12 protein-coding genes, 1 tRNA gene and 7 pseudogenes are annotated in these 18,406 nt (G+C 59.1%); 14 read left to right on the forward strand and 6 right to left on the reverse strand.

The window, feature by feature from the left end; translation table 11 throughout:
• Positions 1–375: 375 nt before the first annotated feature.
• From GJU48_RS15215 to GJU48_RS15245, 8 genes and pseudogenes are all read left to right on the forward strand, one after another.
• Positions 376–1,197: pseudogene (locus tag GJU48_RS15215) on the forward strand (ATP-binding protein); the annotation flags it as partial.
• Positions 1,198–1,224: 27 nt separating this feature from the next.
• Positions 1,225–1,389: pseudogene (locus tag GJU48_RS25325) on the forward strand (IS3 family transposase); the annotation flags it as partial.
• A 45-nt stretch (positions 1,390–1,434) separates the two neighbouring features.
• Positions 1,435–2,025: pseudogene (locus tag GJU48_RS15220) on the forward strand (EAL domain-containing protein); the annotation flags it as partial.
• A gap of 83 nt (positions 2,026–2,108) precedes the next feature.
• Positions 2,109–5,282: a hybrid sensor histidine kinase/response regulator gene (locus GJU48_RS15225; protein ID WP_094953711.1), complete on the forward strand. Its 3,174-nt coding sequence runs from the start codon at positions 2,109–2,111 to the stop codon at positions 5,280–5,282.
• A gap of 23 nt (positions 5,283–5,305) precedes the next feature.
• A complete protein-coding gene (locus GJU48_RS15230; RefSeq protein ID WP_094953712.1) occupies positions 5,306–5,953 on the forward strand; it encodes a response regulator in 648 nt (215 codons plus the stop codon).
• Positions 5,954–6,147: 194 nt separating this feature from the next.
• Positions 6,148–6,750 carry a fimbrial protein gene (locus GJU48_RS15235; RefSeq protein ID WP_094953713.1) on the forward strand — a complete coding sequence of 201 codons (603 nt, stop codon included), beginning with the start codon at positions 6,148–6,150 and terminating at the stop codon, positions 6,748–6,750.
• A 74-nt stretch (positions 6,751–6,824) separates the two neighbouring features.
• Positions 6,825–7,556: a fimbrial biogenesis chaperone gene (locus GJU48_RS15240; protein WP_094953714.1), complete on the forward strand. Its 732-nt coding sequence runs from the start codon at positions 6,825–6,827 to the stop codon at positions 7,554–7,556.
• Between the two features lie 85 nt (positions 7,557–7,641).
• The gene (locus GJU48_RS15245) at positions 7,642–9,894 is read left to right on the forward strand and encodes a fimbria/pilus outer membrane usher protein (protein ID WP_256671153.1); all 2,253 of its coding nucleotides are present in this window, start codon (positions 7,642–7,644) and stop codon (positions 9,892–9,894) included.
• A gap of 35 nt (positions 9,895–9,929) precedes the next feature.
• Here GJU48_RS15245 and GJU48_RS15250 read toward each other — a convergent pair.
• Positions 9,930–10,061 (reverse strand): annotated as a pseudogene (locus GJU48_RS15250) (ATP-binding protein); the annotation flags it as partial.
• A 181-nt stretch (positions 10,062–10,242) separates the two neighbouring features.
• Here GJU48_RS15250 and GJU48_RS15255 point away from each other — a divergent pair.
• The 6 genes and pseudogenes from GJU48_RS15255 to GJU48_RS15280 form a co-directional block, all read left to right on the forward strand.
• A pseudogene (locus tag GJU48_RS15255) lies at positions 10,243–11,005 on the forward strand (IS3 family transposase); the annotation flags it as partial.
• A pseudogene (locus tag GJU48_RS15260) lies at positions 10,999–11,361 on the forward strand (IS3 family transposase); the annotation flags it as partial. The pseudogenes GJU48_RS15255 and GJU48_RS15260, both read left to right, overlap by 7 nt.
• Before the next feature lie 752 nt (positions 11,362–12,113).
• On the forward strand, positions 12,114–12,323 hold the full coding sequence (locus GJU48_RS15265) for a hypothetical protein (protein WP_094953858.1): 210 nt from the start codon (positions 12,114–12,116) through the stop codon (positions 12,321–12,323).
• A 263-nt stretch (positions 12,324–12,586) separates the two neighbouring features.
• Positions 12,587–12,733 (forward strand): annotated as a pseudogene (locus GJU48_RS15270) (IS66 family transposase); the annotation flags it as partial.
• A 262-nt stretch (positions 12,734–12,995) separates the two neighbouring features.
• Entirely contained in the window at positions 12,996–13,475 is a 480-nt protein-coding gene (locus GJU48_RS15275) for a hypothetical protein (protein WP_094953493.1), read from the forward strand.
• Positions 13,476–13,674: 199 nt separating this feature from the next.
• A complete protein-coding gene (locus GJU48_RS15280) occupies positions 13,675–14,091 on the forward strand; it encodes a hypothetical protein (RefSeq protein ID WP_155296033.1) in 417 nt (138 codons plus the stop codon).
• A gap of 16 nt (positions 14,092–14,107) precedes the next feature.
• Here GJU48_RS15280 and GJU48_RS15285 read toward each other — a convergent pair.
• The 5 genes from GJU48_RS15285 to pheS all read right to left on the reverse strand — a co-directional run bounded on the left by GJU48_RS15285 (position 14,108) and on the right by pheS (position 18,339).
• Positions 14,108–14,184 (reverse strand) — tRNA-Pro (locus tag GJU48_RS15285).
• A 90-nt stretch (positions 14,185–14,274) separates the two neighbouring features.
• Positions 14,275–14,631: a MerR family transcriptional regulator gene (locus GJU48_RS15290; protein WP_003219935.1), complete on the reverse strand. Its 357-nt coding sequence runs from the start codon at positions 14,629–14,631 to the stop codon at positions 14,275–14,277.
• Positions 14,612–14,914 (reverse strand): integration host factor subunit alpha, encoded by a 303-nt coding sequence (gene ihfA, locus GJU48_RS15295; RefSeq protein ID WP_002553164.1) that lies wholly within the window; start codon positions 14,912–14,914, stop codon positions 14,612–14,614. Before ihfA ends, GJU48_RS15290 begins: the two co-directional genes overlap by 20 nt.
• Before the next feature lie 3 nt (positions 14,915–14,917).
• Positions 14,918–17,296: a phenylalanine--tRNA ligase subunit beta gene (gene pheT, locus GJU48_RS15300; protein ID WP_094952228.1), complete on the reverse strand. Its 2,379-nt coding sequence runs from the start codon at positions 17,294–17,296 to the stop codon at positions 14,918–14,920.
• A gap of 26 nt (positions 17,297–17,322) precedes the next feature.
• Complete coding sequence (gene pheS / locus GJU48_RS15305; protein WP_094952229.1) at positions 17,323–18,339, reverse strand: phenylalanine--tRNA ligase subunit alpha; 1,017 nt, start codon at positions 18,337–18,339, stop codon at positions 17,323–17,325.
• Positions 18,340–18,406: the final 67 nt, after the last annotated feature.

Raw genomic sequence — 18,406 nt, forward strand, 5'->3', positions numbered from 1 at the left:
CTGCTCCCACAGAAAAGCCAAGCACTGTGAAGTGCGCCCCAGAAGTTGGACACTCGTCCAACTCCTGAGGCTTTTCATGAGCAAATACACGACGAGCAGTGCTCGGCTCGGGTATTTCCCATCGATCAGCGTTTGATTATCCCGGCAGCCAATCGCATCGAAGCGCTGGTGGAGAGTGAGGCATTCAGCAGCGCGGTGATTCGCATCGCGCCAGTGGCCTTGTGCGTGCTGCGCCGCAGCGACGGCGAGGTGGTGCTGGAAAACCCCCTGTCCCGACAATGGCTGGGCAACGGCCACGAGCGCCAGCAACTGTGCCACGGCTGGATTCGCCGCGCGTTCGATGAGTCGGAACAAAGCAGCACCGACGAGCTGAAAATGGCCGACGGTCGTCACCTGTACCTGAGTTTCGCGCCAACCCGTTACCAGCGTGAGGAGGTGCTGATCTGCGCCTTCAGCGACATCACCGAACGCAAGCAGGTGGAGTTGGCCTTGCAGCAGGCGCGCACGCTGGCGGACGCGGCGAATGAGGCCAAGACCCTGTTCCTGGCAACCATGAGCCATGAGATCCGCACGCCGTTGTATGGCGTGCTGGGCACACTGGAATTGCTTGCGCGCACCGACCTTAACAGCCAGCAGCGCGGCTACCTGAATGCCATCGAAGGCTCGTCGGCGAACTTGCTGCAAATGATCTGCGATGTGCTGGACGTGTCGAAAATCGAGGCGGGGCAACTGTCCCTTGAGTTCAGCACGTTCTCACCGATCGAGTTGGTGCAGGAAGTGATCCAGGGCTACGCAGGCGCCGCCCAAAGCAAGGGCCTGCAGTTGTTCGCCTGCCTCGACCCGCAGTTGCCCGACCACGTGCGCGGGGATGTCACACGCATCCGCCAGATCCTGAATAACCTGCTGAACAACGCGCTGAAATTCACCGAAAGCGGCCGGATTGTCTTGCGTGTGCGCCTGGAAAGCCGTGAAGGCGAGCGCACGATGTTGCAGTGGCAGGTAGTCGACACCGGTAAGGGCATCGCCGAGGAGGACCAGCGGTACCTGTTCGAGCCGTTCTTCCAGGTCAGCGGTAATGCGAATGTGGTCGCCGGCAGCGGCCTGGGTTTGTCGATCTGCAAGCGCCTGATGCACTTGATGAACGGCACCTTGCGGGTGGTCAGCGAACCGGGCCTGGGCAGCAGCTTTTCCTTCACTTTGCCGCTGGAGCAAGTCAACGACGACGGTACCCTGAAGTCGGAGTTTTACTATCGGGAAAGCTTCGACAGCGTTGCTCAGCTGCAGGCCGGGCTGGATAAGTACATCCATTACTACAACCATAAGCGAATCAAAACGAAGCTTGGCGGACTGAGCCCTGTGGCTTACAGAACCCGGTCCGCGGTAGCCTAACCATTAGCTGTCCAACTTTTGGGGCGCACTTCATCGCATTCAGCTGAGGAGCGACTATTGTGGGTGGTGCTCAAGCAGGCGATCCACGCCCAGGAACGCTGGCGCCAGCGTGGCTACGAAATCCCGGTATCGATCAACCTGCCCACCCACCTGCTCAACAGCCACGACCTGGCCGACCGCCTGCTGGAATTTGTGCTGCACCACGACGGCATCCCGGGAATGATCTGCTTCGAGCTGATGGAATGCTCGGTGCCCCAGGACATCAGCAACTTCTACGCCGGCGCCTGCCGCCTGCGCATCAAGGGCTTCGGCCTGTCGCAGGATGATTTCGGCAAGGGCTACAGCTCGTACCTGAATCTTGTGTCCACGCCGTTTACCGAATTGAAGATCGACCAGTCGCTGGTGCAGGGCTGCCACGACAACGAAGGGATGGCCCAGGCGTTGGCGAGCATTATCGCGCTGGGCCGCAAACTCGGCCTGACCGTGGTCGCCGAAGGTGTCGAGACACCGCAGCAACTGGCCCTGCTGCGCAAGATTGACTGCAATCAGGTGCAGGGTTTCCTGATTTCTCACGCGGTTTCTTCTGAACAATTTCAACAACTACTGAACAATGATGGCCCCGCGACATCTCACTAGTTGGCGGCCAGGGATTATCTGTTCGATAGTAAGGAGTAAGCTCCATCCTGTGCCGATTTATCCTGCGCTTGCGGAAACCCCTGATGAAGCACAACAATGCGGTCCTCGAAGCCTTTACCCGCAGCTCATTGCGCCTGAACAAAGGGCTGATGGTGCTGCTCGGTATCGCGTTACTGTTGGTGTTGACCAACTACTGGTCACTGCAACGCGGGGTCGAAACCCGCTACGGCGCGACACGCTTTCATTTCGCGCGCCTGATGGAGAACCTGGCGGAACAGGAGTCGTACCTCAAGAGCCTGACACACCCGGGCATCCAGGCCGAACTGCTGCGCGCCACCAAGGTTCATGTCAGCCTGAAAAGCCGCATGGTCGACAACCACCGCACGCTGTACGAAGGCCAGAAGTATTCGTTTTCGGTACCGTTCAGCGTCAAATTCGATGAACAACAGGTCAGCCCCGCCACCCGGCCGCAGATATTTGCCCTGGGCGCGCACCTAACTAGTTATTTCAGCGCCTTCTGGTCGTCATCGCCGTATGAGGCGCCGCAAACCTTTCTGCTCAATCGCCAGGCGAACTACGCCATCACCGTACCGTCGGTGGGCTACCAGCGCCGGGAAAGCACCGAGGAAACCGGCAACTTGGTGGCGCTGGTTAACGCAGTGCAACAAACCCTTGAGCAGACGCCACAACCACTGGAACAGAACCGCGTTTACTGGCAGGCAGGCCCCGGGTCCGAGCACCTGCTGGCTTACATCGGCCTGCCCCTCGACGGCCAGGGCCAGGCGGTGGTCGGCACCCTGCTCGACATGGCTCAGGTCGACGACGTGCAACGCGCCCTGGAACACTCGGCATTTGACCGCTTTACCCTGATTGCCCCCGATGGCAACCGGTTGATCGGCCCCGAAGTGGGAGCGCCGCTCAGCGATGGCGTGCACTTCAACGCAGACGGCTTTGAATTCAAGATTACCCAGGCGGGCGCCCAGCCCTGGAGCGCGATCTATGGCCTGAACTACTCACACTTCTTTCATTCGGCTTTGTGGCCGTTGAGCACCCTGGCGCTGCTGCTCGGCAGCCTGATTACCCTGGGCTGGGCCGGCAGCCGCTGGTACCGGCGCCAGGTTATCGCGCCGGCGCGCCTGGCCCACGAACGGATTGCCGAAAGCGTGGCGTTCAGCCGCGTGATTATCGACACCGCCCCCACCGGTTTGTGTGTGGTACGGCGCAGCGACGCCAAGGTGTTGATCGAGAACCAACGCGCCCAGCAATGGCCGGGCACTGCACACCTGGTGGCCACCCTGGCCGGTATGCACGACAGCGCCGAGAGCGGCGAAACGCACCTTGAGATCGAAGGCCGGCACTTGCAAGTCGGCTTTGTCTCCACCCGTTATCAGGCCGAGGACGTGCGCCTGTATGCGTTCAACGACATCTCTCGGCATATCGACGACGCCCAGACCTTGGAGGACGCCCGCCGCGCCGCCGATGCCGCCAACAAGGCCAAGACGCTGTTCCTGGCGACCATGAGTCATGAAATTCGCACCCCGTTGTATGGCGTGCTCGGCACGCTGGAACTGCTCGGCCTGACCGACCTGGACCCCCATCAGCAAACTTACCTGCATACGATCCAGCGTTCCTCCGCCACGCTGTTCCAGTTGATCAGCGATGTGCTGGACGTATCGAAAATCGAGGCCGGGCAAATGGCGATTGAAGCCGTGGAGTTCTGCCCGCTGGACATGCTCGAAGACACGTTGCACACCTACGCCGCCTTCGCCCAGCGTAAGGGTTTGCAACTCTATAGCTGCATCGATCCGCAGCTGCCGGACTGTGTAATGGGCGACCCGATGCGTATCCGCCAGATCCTCAATAACCTGGTGAGCAACGCCATCAAGTTCACCGATATCGGACGCGTGGTCATTCGCGCCAGAGTGACCACATTCGACGCCGACAACGTCGACCTCGAATGGCAGGTCACAGACTCCGGTGTGGGCATTCCCGAAACGCAGCAGGCCAAGCTGTTCGACGTGTTTTACCAGGCACCGGACACCGCCAGTGAAGGCGGCGCCGGGCTGGGGCTGTCGATTTGCCGCTGGCTGGCGCAGATGATGGACGGTGAAATCAAGGTGGTCAGCGAACCGGGCCTGGGCAGCAGCTTTACCCTGAAAATACGCCTGCCGTTGTGCAGCGGTGCCCTGACCAACACACCGCTGATCGAACCCAGCCCAACGCCTGTGTATGTGCAGGCGCCGGTGCGTGAGTTGGCGCAGTCGCTGTGTGACTGGCTCAATCGTTTGGGTATTACGGCAGCCCTGGCGGCGTCCACGCCCGAACAGGACAGCCGCCACGCGGTGCTGGTCGATGTGCTGCCCAATGAGCCCGCCCGCCCCTGGCCCGGCCAACGCGTGCTGTGCCTGCCGGGCGCACACACCCCGCCACGGCACACGAAACAGGGCTGGGTTGTGGACATGCACGACGTGCGCGCCATTGCCGCCACCGTGTCGTTGGCGCAGCACGACAAGCACGAGCATCCGCCGGCCGCCCTACCGCAAAGCGCAGGGCGGCTGGGGCTGCGCATCCTGGTGGCGGAGGATAATCCAGTCAACCAGGCGATCATCAAGGAACAACTGGAGGCGCTCGGCTGCTCGGTGACCCTTGCGGCCAACGGTGAACAGGCGCTGCAGCTGTGGCAACCTCAGGCGTTCGACCTGGTGCTGACTGACGTGAACATGCCCTTGATGAATGGCTATGAACTGACCAAGGCCCTCAGGGCGCATGACCGGCAGTTGCCGATTATCGGCGTAACCGCCAACGCCATGCGCGAAGAAGGCGTGCGCTGCCTGGCGGTGGGCATGAATGCCTGGATCGTCAAACCTTTGAGTCTGCAAACCTTGCGCGCGCAGTTGGTCAAGCAGTGCAAAGTCAAGCCACCGGTGGAACCACCGCCCGAGACGTTCGACGACAGCGTGCAGCTGTCGGACAAGATGCGCCCGCTGTTCATCAGCAGCGTGCAGCAGGATTTGCAGCGGATCGGCGCGGCACTGGCGCAGCGCGACGCGCGCACCCTCGGCCAGCTGCTGCATTCGGCCTCCGGCGCTTTGGGCGCGGTGCAGGCGCTCGACTTGGCCCAGGCCTGCATCGAACTGGAAAGCGCATTGAACCGCGGCAGCCTCGACACTTCACTTGAGCTCAAGGTGAAGACTGTGATGCAGCGACTGTCGGCCGTCCTGGAAACTCTCCAGCCCGGGCACACTTCCCTCACTTGAACTGGCACTACGGACGGCCCTTTATGAAAAAATTCAACGTGGTTATCGCGGACGATCACCCAATCGTGCTGCTTGGGGTACGCGAGCTGGTGGAGCGCGACACACGCTTTCAAGTCGTGGGCGAAGCGGTATGTTCGGCGGGCCTGATCGAGCTGTTGCAGCATCAGGGCGCCGACATTGTGATCACCGACTACAACATGCCGGGCGACTCGCCCTATGGTGATGGCCTGAAGCTGGTGGAGTACCTGAAACGGCATTTTCCGCAGGTGCAGATCCTGATCCTGACGATGATCTCCAATCACCTTATCCTCACTCGCCTGCAAGAGCTGGGCGTGGTCGGCATCATCCAGAAAAGCCAGTTGCACACCGAGATTCAACTGGCACTCAAGGCCATTGCACAACAGAGCGCCTATCGCAGCCTGGAGCCGCCCAAGACCTCGGTGATCGAGACCCTCACGGCCATCGACGAGCGTTTTACCAGCTTGTCGCCCAAAGAGTTCGAGATCCTGCGTTTGTTTATTTCCGGCATGAGCGTGAGTGATATTGCACGCAGCCAGAACCGCAGTTCAAAGACCATCAGTGCACAAAAAATATCCGCCATGCGCAAACTGGAAGTGAGCAGCGACCAGGACCTTCTCGCCTATTGCCTGGCGCGCAACATCTTCAACTAAGCACAACGTGCAAGCCATTCCCAGGCAATGGCTTGGCCCTTTATTTGCTGGTTCCCCACCTGCCTTGCGGTGCAACTAACCCGTCTATAGCGCGGCTTATAAGAATCGTCTTATTCGCTCGCAGCGCCTCGCCTCTTATTCTTTCCTCGCAGTTCAACAACAGCATTTTCCAACTAACACTTACGGACATCATCATGAAGAAGTTTTCCCTGGCTGTTATCGCCTCGGCCATTATCGCCGCTTCCGGCAGTGCATTTGCCGTTGATCCGGTACCGACGCCTACCCTGGGCGGCAGCGGTAAAATCACCTTCACCGGCGTGATCAACAACGACGCCTGCTCGGTAGACGGCGCCAACTCTGACCGCACTATTTCGGTGGACATGGGCAACGTTTCGATCAAGGACATGGGCACTGCGGAAAACCCAACCGCCGGCCGTGTGACCGCCAAAGACTTCAACCTGAACGTCAACTGCAACCAGGGCACCAAAGTCGCGATGATCTTTGATGCCAACAATGGCGGTTCGGGTCTGGTCAACGGCAAGAAAGTATTGGCCCTGAACCCAGGTTCGGCTACCGCGCAAAACGTCGGTATCGCCCTGCTCGACAGCACAGGCACCTTGATCGACCTCAGCTCGACAAGCACCGCACGCATTGAAAGCGCCATGCACGGCCAAGGCACTGCGGGCGGCGACGCCACCCTGAGCTTCGCGGCTGCCTACGTCACCACGGGTGCCGCCGGTGCATCCACCGCCGGTCGCGGTGATGCCACCCTGCCGTTCATCCTGCAATACGAGTAACTCGGCGCCCCGAGCACCGATCGCGCGAGGCCAAACGGCCTCGCCATTCTCTTTGATTACACCGGATAACCCTCATGCTGCCTCGTTATATCGCCGCAAGCCTGGGGCTGCTGGGCATGCTTATGGCTACCCAGGCCGCCGCCAGCATTTCATTGAACGCCACCCGTATCGTATTTGATGGCGACCACAAAGAAGCCAACATCACCGTGCGCAACGGCAACCAGGATGTGTTGATTCAATCCTGGGTCGACATGAACGACGCCAGCGCCAGCCGCGCACCGTTTGCCGTCACCCCGCCATTGGCCCGCGTATTCGTCAAGGAACAGCAACTGCTGCGCATCTTGTACGAAGGCACCGGCATGCCCACGGACCGCGAGTCGGTGGTGTGGCTGAATGTGCAGGAAATCCCCAAGGCCAGTGAGGCCGAGAACACCTTGCAGTTGGCCATCCGCCAACGCATCAAGATTTTTTACCGCCCTGCTGGCCTCACCGGCAGTGCGTTGCAGGCCCCTGCACAGCTTGAATGGTCGCTGGCCAAGCACGGCGCACAGACCCTGTTGCAGGTGAAAAACCCGACGCTGTACCACGTGTCCATGGCCGACATTAAGGTGCAGGCGCAGCTGGCCAGCGATTCGACCATGATCGCGCCCGGCGAGGAAAAACAGTTCCCGCTCAAGACGCCACCCGCGGCTGGCTCGGTGCAACTGTCGTTTTCCAGCATCAATGACTACGGCGCGCAGAACCACTACACCGCGCCCCTGTCAGGCGTCGCCGCGCACGCGACTGAATCACGCCTCAAACCCTAAGCCTTTTCTCTAACCCACAGGCTCACTTCGCGTGCGTGTTTGCGTGCCCGCCTGTTCGCCAATCAGGGATGTCACAGGTCTTCGCATGTCTTTTCTTTCCAGTAACAGGCCCGCGCGTGGCGCACTGAAGTTGAAGACGCTGTCGCTTGCGATTGCCGCCAGCCTGCCGGCCTGGGCAATGGCGGACGAGGCTGCGGAAACCTTCAACACCACCTTTTTGCAAGGCTCGCAGTCATCGGTCGATTTGCAGCAGTTGCTCTCGGCCAACAGCGTGCTGCCGGGCAACTACCGCGTCGACCTGTACAGCAACGAAGTACTGGTGGGCCGGCGCGACATCGACTTCAAGCGCAACCCGAAAAACGGCCGGGTCGAAGCCTGCCTGACCCTCGATTTGCTCAAGCAGTTGGGCGTTGACATGCACCGTTTGCAGGCCGAAGGCAAAATCGACCCGCAGCAGCCGCAGGATTGCTACGCCCTCGCTGAGATGATCGAGGACGCCAGCGTGCGCTACGACAGCAGCCGCCTGCGCTTGATGGCGAGCATCCCGCAAGTGGCCATGCAGCGTGGCCTGCGCGGTTACGTCGACCCGCAGTTATGGGATGAAGGCGTGCCCGCCGCGTTCGTCAACTACCAGCTCAACAGCAGCCGCACTGCAGGCGACTACAAAACCCGCATCTCGAATAACCTCGGCCTGCGCAACGGCATCAACCTGGGTGCCTGGCGCTTGCGCAACGAGTCGAACCTGAGCGGCGGCACCGGGCGTTCGAACACCTACACCAGCAACCGCACTTACTTGCAGCACGACGTGACTGCGATCAAGGGCCAGTTCAGCGCCGGTGAGATTTTCTCCGACACCGACCTGTTCGACAGCGTGCGTTATCGCGGCCTCAAGCTCGCCTCCGATGACGGCATGCGTGCCGACAGCGAGCGCGGTTATGCGCCGGTGATCCGTGGCGTGGCGCAGACCAACGCGACAGTGGAAATCCGCCAGAACGACTACATCCTCTACACCGCCAACGTCGCACCGGGGCCGTTCGAGATCAACGACATCTACCCCAGCGGCTCCAACGGCGACCTGCAAATCACCGTGATCGAAGCCGACGGCACGCGCCGCGTGACGATGCAGGCGTTTTCCAGTTTGCCGATCATGGTGCGTGAAGGTCAGGTGAAGTACAGCCTCTCGGCGGGCACGTTCAAAAGCAACGCGGACGGCCTGGCGACTCCGCGTTTTCTCAGCGGCACCCTGGCCTACGGCTTGACCAGCAACCTCAGCGCGATTGTCGGCTTGCAGACCAGCGAGGACTACAACGCGCTGTCCATCGGCGCCGGTAAGAACACCTCGTTCGGCGCCTTCTCGCTGGACACCACTCACTCCTCCAGCAAGGCGCAGGGCAAAACCACCCAGGGCAGCAGCGTGCGGGCGCTGTATGCAAAAACCTTTACCGGCACCGACACCAACTTCACCCTGGCCGCGTACCGCTACTCCACCGAGGGCTACCGCACCCTCACCGACCATGTCGAAGACAGCAGCCAGGATGTGCGCGTGCGCACCGGCCATTCGAAAACCCGCACCGACCTGACCATCAACCAGAGTATCGGGCGCAACAGCGAGTTCGGCAGCGTGTACGTGAACGCCAGCGACCAGCGCTACTGGAACCGCGGCGGCTCGCAGAGTTTTTCCGCCGGCTACACCAGCAACTGGGGCGACCTGAGCTACAACCTCGGCGTGACGCGCACCAAGCAAATCGTCACCTTTGGCCAGCCGAGCAGCGACACCCAGGTGAACCTGTCGATTTCCTTCCCGCTGGGCAGCCAGGCCCGCGCGCCACGGGCGTTTGTCACCACCAGCCGGCAGCATGGCGACACCACCACCCAGGCGGGCATCAATGGTTACGTCGCCGACACCAGCGACACGTTCTATTCGGTACAGGCCGGCCACAGCGACACCAGCGGCGATTCCGGCTCGGCGAATATCAACAGCCGCACCTCGGTAGCGGACGTCAGCCTCGGCTACAGCCAGGGCCAGGGCTACAACTCACAGAACCTCAACCTCGCAGGCTCCGTGGTCGCTCACGCAGGCGGCATCAACCTGGGGCAGACCGTCAGCGAGACCTTCGCGCTGGCCGAAGTGCCGGGTATCTCCGGGGCAAAAATCAGCAGCTACAGCGGTGTAGAGACCGGCTACAACGGCTACGCGGTAATCCCCAACGCCCAGCCCTACCGGGTGAACTGGGTGAGCCTGGACACCCGCGACCTGGGCGGCGATGTGGAAATCACCAACGCCACCCAACAAGTGGTGCCGCGCCGTGGCCACTGGGTGTCAATCAGCGCCCAATAGTTTCCAGGTAACAGCGTCCAAAACTTTCCAGTCGGCTACGTGGTTTTCATCTGTTTCTTGCGCTGTTTGAAGCGGAACGAGTCATTGCCGGTTTCTAGGATTTCGCAGTGGTGGGTGATGCGGTCGAGCAGCGCGGTGGTCATCTTGGCATCGCCGAAAACGCCTGACCCAAACTGAGGCACCGGGTTTCAGACATTCCTGCACGACCTGGGCCTTGAAGGGTTGGGGATAGGAGCTTCGTTGGCGCATGGAAATCCTGGCTATAGGGGTGATCGTCCGCTTAAAAATAGGCGGACACCATCGCCCTTAATTCCGGATTTCTGAAGGTGTGTTCGCTGGCAGCTTACCGCTGAACTGCGTCGCCTGCGAGCGGAACTCAAGCGCGTCACTGAAGAGCGAGACATATTAAAAAGGCCGCCGCGTACTTTGCCAAGGAGTGCGGCTGAAGTACGCCTTTATCAAGCAGCGCGTTGGCGACTATTCGATTCGACGGCTTTGCCTGACGCTGAAAGTCTATCCCAGCGGTTATTACGCCTGGATGTCTGAGCCGCAATCTGCAAGCGCCAAAGACGACCAGAGACTGCTAGGTTTGATCAAGCATTCGTGGCTGGAAAGAGGCGGCGTTTATGGCTATCGCAAAATCCATGACGATCTGCGCGAGGTCGGTGAGGATTGTGGTCGGCACCGTGTGGCGAGGCTGATGCGTCTTGAAGGTCTGCGCTCTCAGACAGGCTATCGACGCCGCCCTGGCAAGTACGGCGGTAAGCCAGCGGTCGCTTCACCCAATTTACTGAAGCGCCAGTTCGATGTCGTAGAACCCAATAAAGTTTGGGTCACCGATATCACCTACATTCGAACGTATGAAGGTTGGCTGTATTTGGCGGTGGTGCTGGATCTGTTTTCTCGTCAGGTCGTCGGCTGGTCAATGAAGTCGCAGATGACCAGTGATTTGGCCATTGATGCGTCATTGATGGCGGTTTGGAGGCGTAAACCGAAGCAGGAGGTGATGGTTTACTCCGACCAAGGTAGCCAGTACAGCAGCTCCGATTGGCGCAGTTTTTTGAAGGCGAACAATTTGGTTGCCAGTATGAGTCGCCGAGGCAACTGTCATCGTCATTGATGGCGGTTTGGAGGCGTAAACCGAAGCAGGAGGTGATGGTTTACTCCGACCAAGGTAGCCAGTACAGCAGCTCCGATTGGCGCAGTTTTTTGAAGGCGAACAATTTGGTTGCCAGTATGAGTCGCCGAGGCAACTGTCATGACAACGCCGTGGCCTAGAGCTTCTTCCAGCTTCTGAAACGGGAACGGATCAAGCGAAAAATCTACACCACGCGGGAAGATGCTCGTAGTGATGTGTTCGATTACATCGAGATGTTCTACAACGTAAAACGCCGCCATGGTTTAAACAATCAGCTGTCACCGGTAGAGTTTGAAAAGCGTTACGCAATGAGCTTGCAAGGTGTCTAGAGAATACGGGGCGATTCAGATATATGAAGAAGCCTCAGCGAAGCTTCAGATGACTGACCCTCACGTTCTATGAAAACATACGGCACATTTTCTCGAAAGTGGGTAGGCATCCAAAAAGCGGTGAATATTTTTAGGCTGTCTAGTCCTGAAATAGGTTTACACCTATTTCGCTGCTACAGCAACGTGCTACGCAGCAAAGGTTTCACTCTGCATCAAGCAGTTCCTGTGCCACTGTCAGCGCCCCACTCACCTGGTCATCCAGCGTCTTGCGGATCCCCGAGCGCCACAGGTATCGGGTCGACTCTGGTTTGCCGTCGTTGTCCCCATTGGTAATGTCTGTACTACCAGCGAGACCACGAGAAAATTATCTGGTCGGAGGCGATTCCGGACCTGAATATCAGCGAAATCACCGGGTAGTTTTGCGCCAATTTTGCGCAGACACAAAAAAGCCGATCTATCTGATCGGCTCAAGTGTCTGATTTTACTCAGGAATAATGGTCTGGACGGAGTGATTCGAACACTCTACCCCTAGCACCCCATGCTAGTGCGCTACCGGACTGCAAGATTGAGGGCGCATTTAAACAAAAGCAGGCCATCGCTAAGTCAGATCTCTCACAGAGTGCGAACGGCTATAACGGGTCCGAAGGAGCTAATGGCGAGCGACTGCTTTTGGACGAGGGCGGACATTCATAATTTTAGAGCGGGGTTAGCAGTACCAAATGCTACGCTGTTCACTCTCTGGAGGAACACCAATGCCGAACTCAGATTTGATCCCTTCCCTACTTTCAAAACTCTACGAAAACCAACTCGCCCTTGAGGCCTCCATCATGGAACTCTCGAATTGGGTTGAGCAGCGCGGCTCTGCTGATGTGGCAGAGAACGTCCGCGGCGCGCTGCACACAATCGACGAGAACGAAGAGTTCATCAAGCTGACCCTAGCCGTCCTCATGACTCCTGACTGACCGCCTCTCGTCGCCTCAAATCGCGCCAAGGTCAAACCTCGATTACTGTGCGTGCATACAGCGCTCTGATTACCTCAACATGCACCACATTGACGAAGACACCTCTGCGTGGATTGGATGCCCTACGCCCCTGGAAATGTACAAGCACCAATGCTCTCTGCTCGAGGATGAACTTACCGAGACACAGGCACTGCTGCGCAGGGCACGGAAGAACATCGTATGCATCCGGCCATCACGCCTTGCGTGATTAAACCGGTTGCCACTTACCCAACGGCTCAGCAACGGCCAAAGCCTTGGATTACAGCCTTAAACGCTGGGTAGCGCTGACGCGCTACCTGGACGATGGGGCTGTACCCATAGATAACAACCCAGTCGAGAATCAGATTCGGCCGTGGGCACTTGGACGTTCCGCCCCGGCGAGCGGATGAAGCCAGCGATGCAAAATACGCTGAGCGAATTCGAGCATTTCTGGAGCTTGGCCTGACCCGACGCCAGTGCCTGGGGAGGCTGGCCATGGGCGCGAAAGCATTTGAGCGGATTATTGCGGCCCATGGCATCGACTACCCAAAGGCAAAGCCGGGCCGGACCAAATGCGCCGCATGACCCGCATCCAGCAACGCAAACGTCAAACCTGGCTCGCACTGCCGGCCAGCGGAATAGAAGAGGTAGGCCATGGCTGCCGAACAGAAGGAACGCACAGCCAAGCTTGCCGAGAAGCGGCAGGAACTGGGCGAGCAGGAATTGCGGCACACGGTCCCGTACGGCACCCGGCAGATGATCGAAGAGCTGATGCGCTGGCATGAAATCGAAGAGGTCAGCGAGGCGGTGCAACTGCTGGTGCTGAATGGCCGGGCCGAGGATCTGCCGCCGGTGCCGCCGAAAGTAAAAGGGCCGTCCGACATCATCCGACACTACTTCCGCAAGGGAATGCGTGACCGGCTGGCAGTGCTCACCGCCGAAATGGGCGAAACGAAGGACCGATCTACTATCTGGCGACTGATCGCCAATGCACACTCGCTGGGCGCCGAGAATTCCGCCACTTACTTCGAAATTAAGCGCCACGGATTCGAGATATCGGAAAACGTGGCGCGCAAATTACGGCAAGCAGGCTTCGCCGAATCGCTCCAAATGAACGCCGAAGAAGACGAATAACCCAACAAATCTGAGTAAAACCTTGGTCAGGCTCAGACCTTAGTCGACTGCGTGAAAGCCCACCCAAATGCGACCGCTGCGATGAGTGGTCGAATCAGATCTGTCGCTGGCGCCATGCCGGTAAAAATTTGCAGGCTAGCAAATACGAAGACAACAACTGCAGCGAGGACGCCCAGTACGGAAATCCAGCGGAAATATCTTGGAAACCCTGGGCCGAATCAACGTAGTTCTGGGCGCCGATCACGACCGCGTAACCGCCGAGCGTGACGCCCTGCAACTGCTGCTCAACCAGCGCGACGAACAGGTCGAAAGCCTGGAGCAGCAGCGCGAGGCAGAATTGCGCAACGGGCAGGATATGCAACAGCGCCTGACCGCAGCGGATGAGCTGGTTTGTGAGCGCACAGCCAGCCTTTTGGAATGTGGAACTCGTCGCAAGGCCTTGGAGCGGCGGGTGGATGTGCTGGAGGGGTTGTTGCGTGAAGTTGTTGCGCCTGACCCGTATGGCGAGTTCTTGGGCTGGCAGCTTGACGCAAAGATCGACGCCGCACTCAAGACAGCAGAGGGCGGTGGCGCAGACACAAAAAAGCCGATCTATCTGATCGGCTCAAGTGTCTGATTTTACTCAGGAATAATGGTCTGGACGGAGTGATTCGAACACTCTACCCCTAGCACCCCATGCTAGTGCGCTACCGGACTGCGCTACGCCCCGACTAGGCGTGTTACTGGGTTCGCTTCGCTACGAAGCGATCCGGAATATACCGCAAGCTTTTGAAATGTGGAAGTATTTTAAAAGCTTGTATCACTTCTTCAGAACAACCAGCACATCTTCGAGTTCGGAGATCATCTGACGGATCATTTGCTTGTATTGGGTGGTGTCGTCTTTGGCTTCATCACCGGACATACGCTGGCGTGCGCCGCTGATGGTGAACCCCTGGTCGTACAGCAACGCACGGATCTGTCGGATCATCAGCACATCCTGGCGCTGATAATACCGACGGTTCCCGGTGCGTTTGACGGGGTTGAGTTGAGGAAACTCCTGCTCCCAATAGCGCAGCACGTGCGGTTTGACCGCACAGAGCTCGCTGACTTCACCAATGGTGAAGTAGCGTTTGCCTGGGATGACGGGTAGCTCGTCGTTATGACTTGGTTCCAGCATAAGCCTCAACTCGGGCCTTCAACTTCTGCCCTGGACGAAAGGTGACCACACGGCGAGCCGTGATCGGGATTTCTTCTCCCGTTTTTGGATTGCGGCCAGGCCGCTGGCGTTTGTCACGCAGGTCAAAGTTTCCAAAACCGGACAATTTGACCTGCTCGTTGTCTTCCAGAGCGTGCCTGATTTCTTCAAAAAACAGCTCGACCAATTCCTTGGCTTCGCGTTTGTTCAGACCCAGCTCTTCGTACAGACGTTCCGCCATCTCAGCTTTCGTCAAAGCCCCCATACGTCACTTCCTTAACGTGGCGTTCAACCTTTGTTCGAGCGAGGTGAGGATATTTTGTGTCGTGGTATTCACCTCATCGTCATTAAGAGTGCGCGATGGATGCTGCCAGGTCAAGCCAACTGCAAGGCTTTTTCTATGCGGATCAATGCCTTTACCCTGATAGACGTCAAATAGCCTGAGGTCTGTCAGCCATTCCCCTGCATTTTCACGGATTACATCCAGAACGGCAGTGGCGGCCACTTCACGGTCGGCGATCAGGGCCAAGTCACGACGCACTTCAGGGAAGCGCGACAACTCGCTGAATTTAGGCATTTTGCCCGATGCAACTTCAGCCAAGACCAGCTCAAAAACGAACACTGGACGGTCCAGACCTAGGGTTTTCGACAGCTCCGGGTGGATGGCGCCGACGAAGCCTACCAAACGCCCTTCGCGCTCGATACGCGCGGTCTGGCCCGGGTGCAACGCCGGGTGGCTGCCTGGCACGAAGGTGAAATCGTCGAGTGCGCCGGCGAAGCCCAATACCGCTTCCACATCCGCTTTAACGTCGAAGAAATCCACGCCGTCACGGCCCTGTGCCCAGCCTTCCGGCAGGCGGCTGCCGCACACCACGCCAGCCAGCATCGGCTCTTGCTTCAGGCCGTCGAGTTGGCCGACGAAACGCAGGCCGCTTTCGAACATGCGCACGCGGTCTTGCTGACGGTTCAAGTTGTGGGAAAGTGCTTTCACCAGGCCCGGCCACAGCGACGAACGCATGGCCGCCATGTCGTTGGAGATCGGGTTGGCCAACAGCAGCGGTTCTACGCCCGGGTTGAACAGTTCGAACTGTTTCGGGTCGATGAAGCTGTAGGTCACCGCTTCCTGATAGCCACGGGCAACCAGCAAACGACGCAGTTCAGGCAGGTGCGCACGCGCTTCTGCTTTAGGCTGCGGCGCGAGACGCGCTTGCGGGTAGCGAACCGGCAGGCGGTTGTAGCCATATAGGCGGGCCAGCTCTTCGATCAGGTCGACTTCCAGGCTGATGTCGAAACGATAGCTTGGCACTTCAACGTGCCACTGCCCTTCCCCGCCAGCGGAAATACCCAGGCCGAGCGCCGACAGCAGTTGCTCGATTTGAGCAGGCTCGATCACCAGACCGAGCATTTGCTCGACGCTCTTGGCGCGCAGGGTGATCGGTGCAACGGACGGCAGGTGCTGCTCGCTCACGCTTTCAGTGATCGGGCCAGCTTCGCCGCCGGTGATTTCCAGCAGCAGGCCAGTGGCGCGCTCCATGGCTTCACGGGCCAGCTTCCAGTCCACGCCACGCTCATAGCGGTGCGAAGCATCGGTGTGCAAGCCGTAGGAACGGGCCTTGCCAGCGATGACGATCTGATCAAAGAACGCACTTTCAAGGAAAATGTCACGCGTGGTCGCGGACACGCCGCTGTGCTCGCCCCCCATCACGCCGGCAATGGCCAGTGCGCGGGAATGGTCGGCGATCACCAGCGTGTCAGCGCGCAGGGTTACTTCCTGGCCGTCGAGCAGTACCAGCTTCTCACCTTCTTCGGCCATGCGTACGCGGATGCCGCCGTTGATTTCGGCAAGATCGAACGCATGCAGCGGTTGGCCCAACTCGAGCATCACGTAGTTGGTGATATCGACGGCGGCGTCAATGCTGCGTACGTCGGCGCGACGCAGGCGCTCAACCATCCACAGTGGGGTTGGCTTGGACAGGTCGACATTGCGGATCACGCGGCCCAGGTAACGTGGGCAAGCGTTGGGTGCCAGCACTTCGATAGAGCGCACTTCGTCGTGCACAGCGGGTACGGCGGCAACCACGGGACGAGTGACGGGGGCGTTGTACAGCGCACCCACTTCACGCGCCAGACCCGCCAGGGACAGGCAGTCGCCACGGTTCGGGGTCAGGTCGACCTCGATGCTGGCGTCTTCCAGTTCCAGGTAGACACGAACGTCCTGGCCCACTGGCGCGTCGGCCGGCAGCTCCATCAGGCCATCGTTGCCCTCGCCCACTTGCAGCTCAGCCTGTGAGCAGAGCATGCCGTTGGACTCAACGCCACGCAGCTTGGCTTTCTTGATCTTGAAGTCGCCCGGCAGTTCGGCGCCGATCATGGCGAACGGAATCTTCAGGCCCGGGCGCACGTTTGGCGCACCGCACACGACCTGGAAAGTCTGCGCGCCATTGCTGACCTGGCACACACGCAATTTGTCGGCATCGGGATGTTGCTCGGTGCTCAGCACCTCGCCCACGACCACACCACTGAAAACACCGGCGGCCGGCGTAACGCTATCGACCTCAAGACCGGCCATCGACAGACGAGCAACCAGCTCGTCGCGACCTACCTGCGGGCTTACCCAGCCACGCAGCCATTGTTCACTGAATTTCATCCTGCTCTCCTAAAGATTCGTTACGACTAGCGAAATTGCGCGAGGAACCGCAAGTCGTTGTCGAAGAACAGACGCAAGTCGTTCACGCCGTAACGCAGCATGGCCAGACGCTCAACGCCCATGCCGAAGGCAAAGCCCGAGAACTCTTCCGGGTCGATCCCGGACATGCGCAGTACGTTGGGGTGAACCATGCCGCAGCCCATCACTTCCAGCCAGCCGGTCTGTTTGCAGACACGGCAGCCTTTACCGCTGCACATCACGCATTCCATATCGACTTCAGCGGACGGCTCGGTGAACGGGAAGAACGATGGACGAAAACGCACCGCCAGCTCTTTCTCGAAAAACACCCGCAGGAATTCTTCGATGGTGCCTTTGAGGTCGGCGAAATTGATGTCGCGATCAACCAGCAGGCCTTCAACCTGGTGGAACATCGGCGAGTGGGTGATATCGGAGTCGCTACGGTACACACGGCCTGGGCAGACGATGCGGATCGGCGGCTTGGTCGCTTCCATGGTGCGGACCTGTACCGGCGAGGTATGGGTGCGCAACAGCATGTTCGCGTTGAAATAGAAGGTGTCGTGCATCGACCGGGCCGGGTGATGGCCTGGGATGTTGAGCGCCTCGAAGTTGTGATAGTCGTCTTCGACCTCAGGGCCTTCGGCAATGCCGTAGCCGATGTGGGTGAAGAACTGCTCGATACGTTCCAGAGTCCGGGTAATCGGATGCAGACCGCCCGAGGCCTGGCCACGGCCAGGCAAGGTCACGTCAATGGACTCGGCGGCGAGCTTGGCCGCAAGATCGGCCTCCTCGAGCGACGCCTTGCGCGCATTGAGAACCTCAGTGACACGCTCCTTGGCGACGTTGATCAGCGCACCGACTTGCGGACGCTCTTCAGCCGGCAAATTCCCCAGGGTCTTCATCACCTGAGTCAATTCACCTTTTTTGCCAAGGTAGTGAACCCGGATTTGCTCCAGGGCATTGATATCTTCAGCGCTTTGCACAGCCTCGAGAGCTTGAGCGACGAGCGCGTCCAGGTTTTCCATGTACAGACTCCAGATACAAAATAGGGGAAGAGCTTGAAGGCTCTTCCCCTATTTATGACGTTTACCA

Origin of the sequence: Pseudomonas sp. IB20, from assembly GCF_009707325.1 — a bacterium.
In the GTDB taxonomy this organism is placed as follows: domain Bacteria; phylum Pseudomonadota; class Gammaproteobacteria; order Pseudomonadales; family Pseudomonadaceae; genus Aquipseudomonas.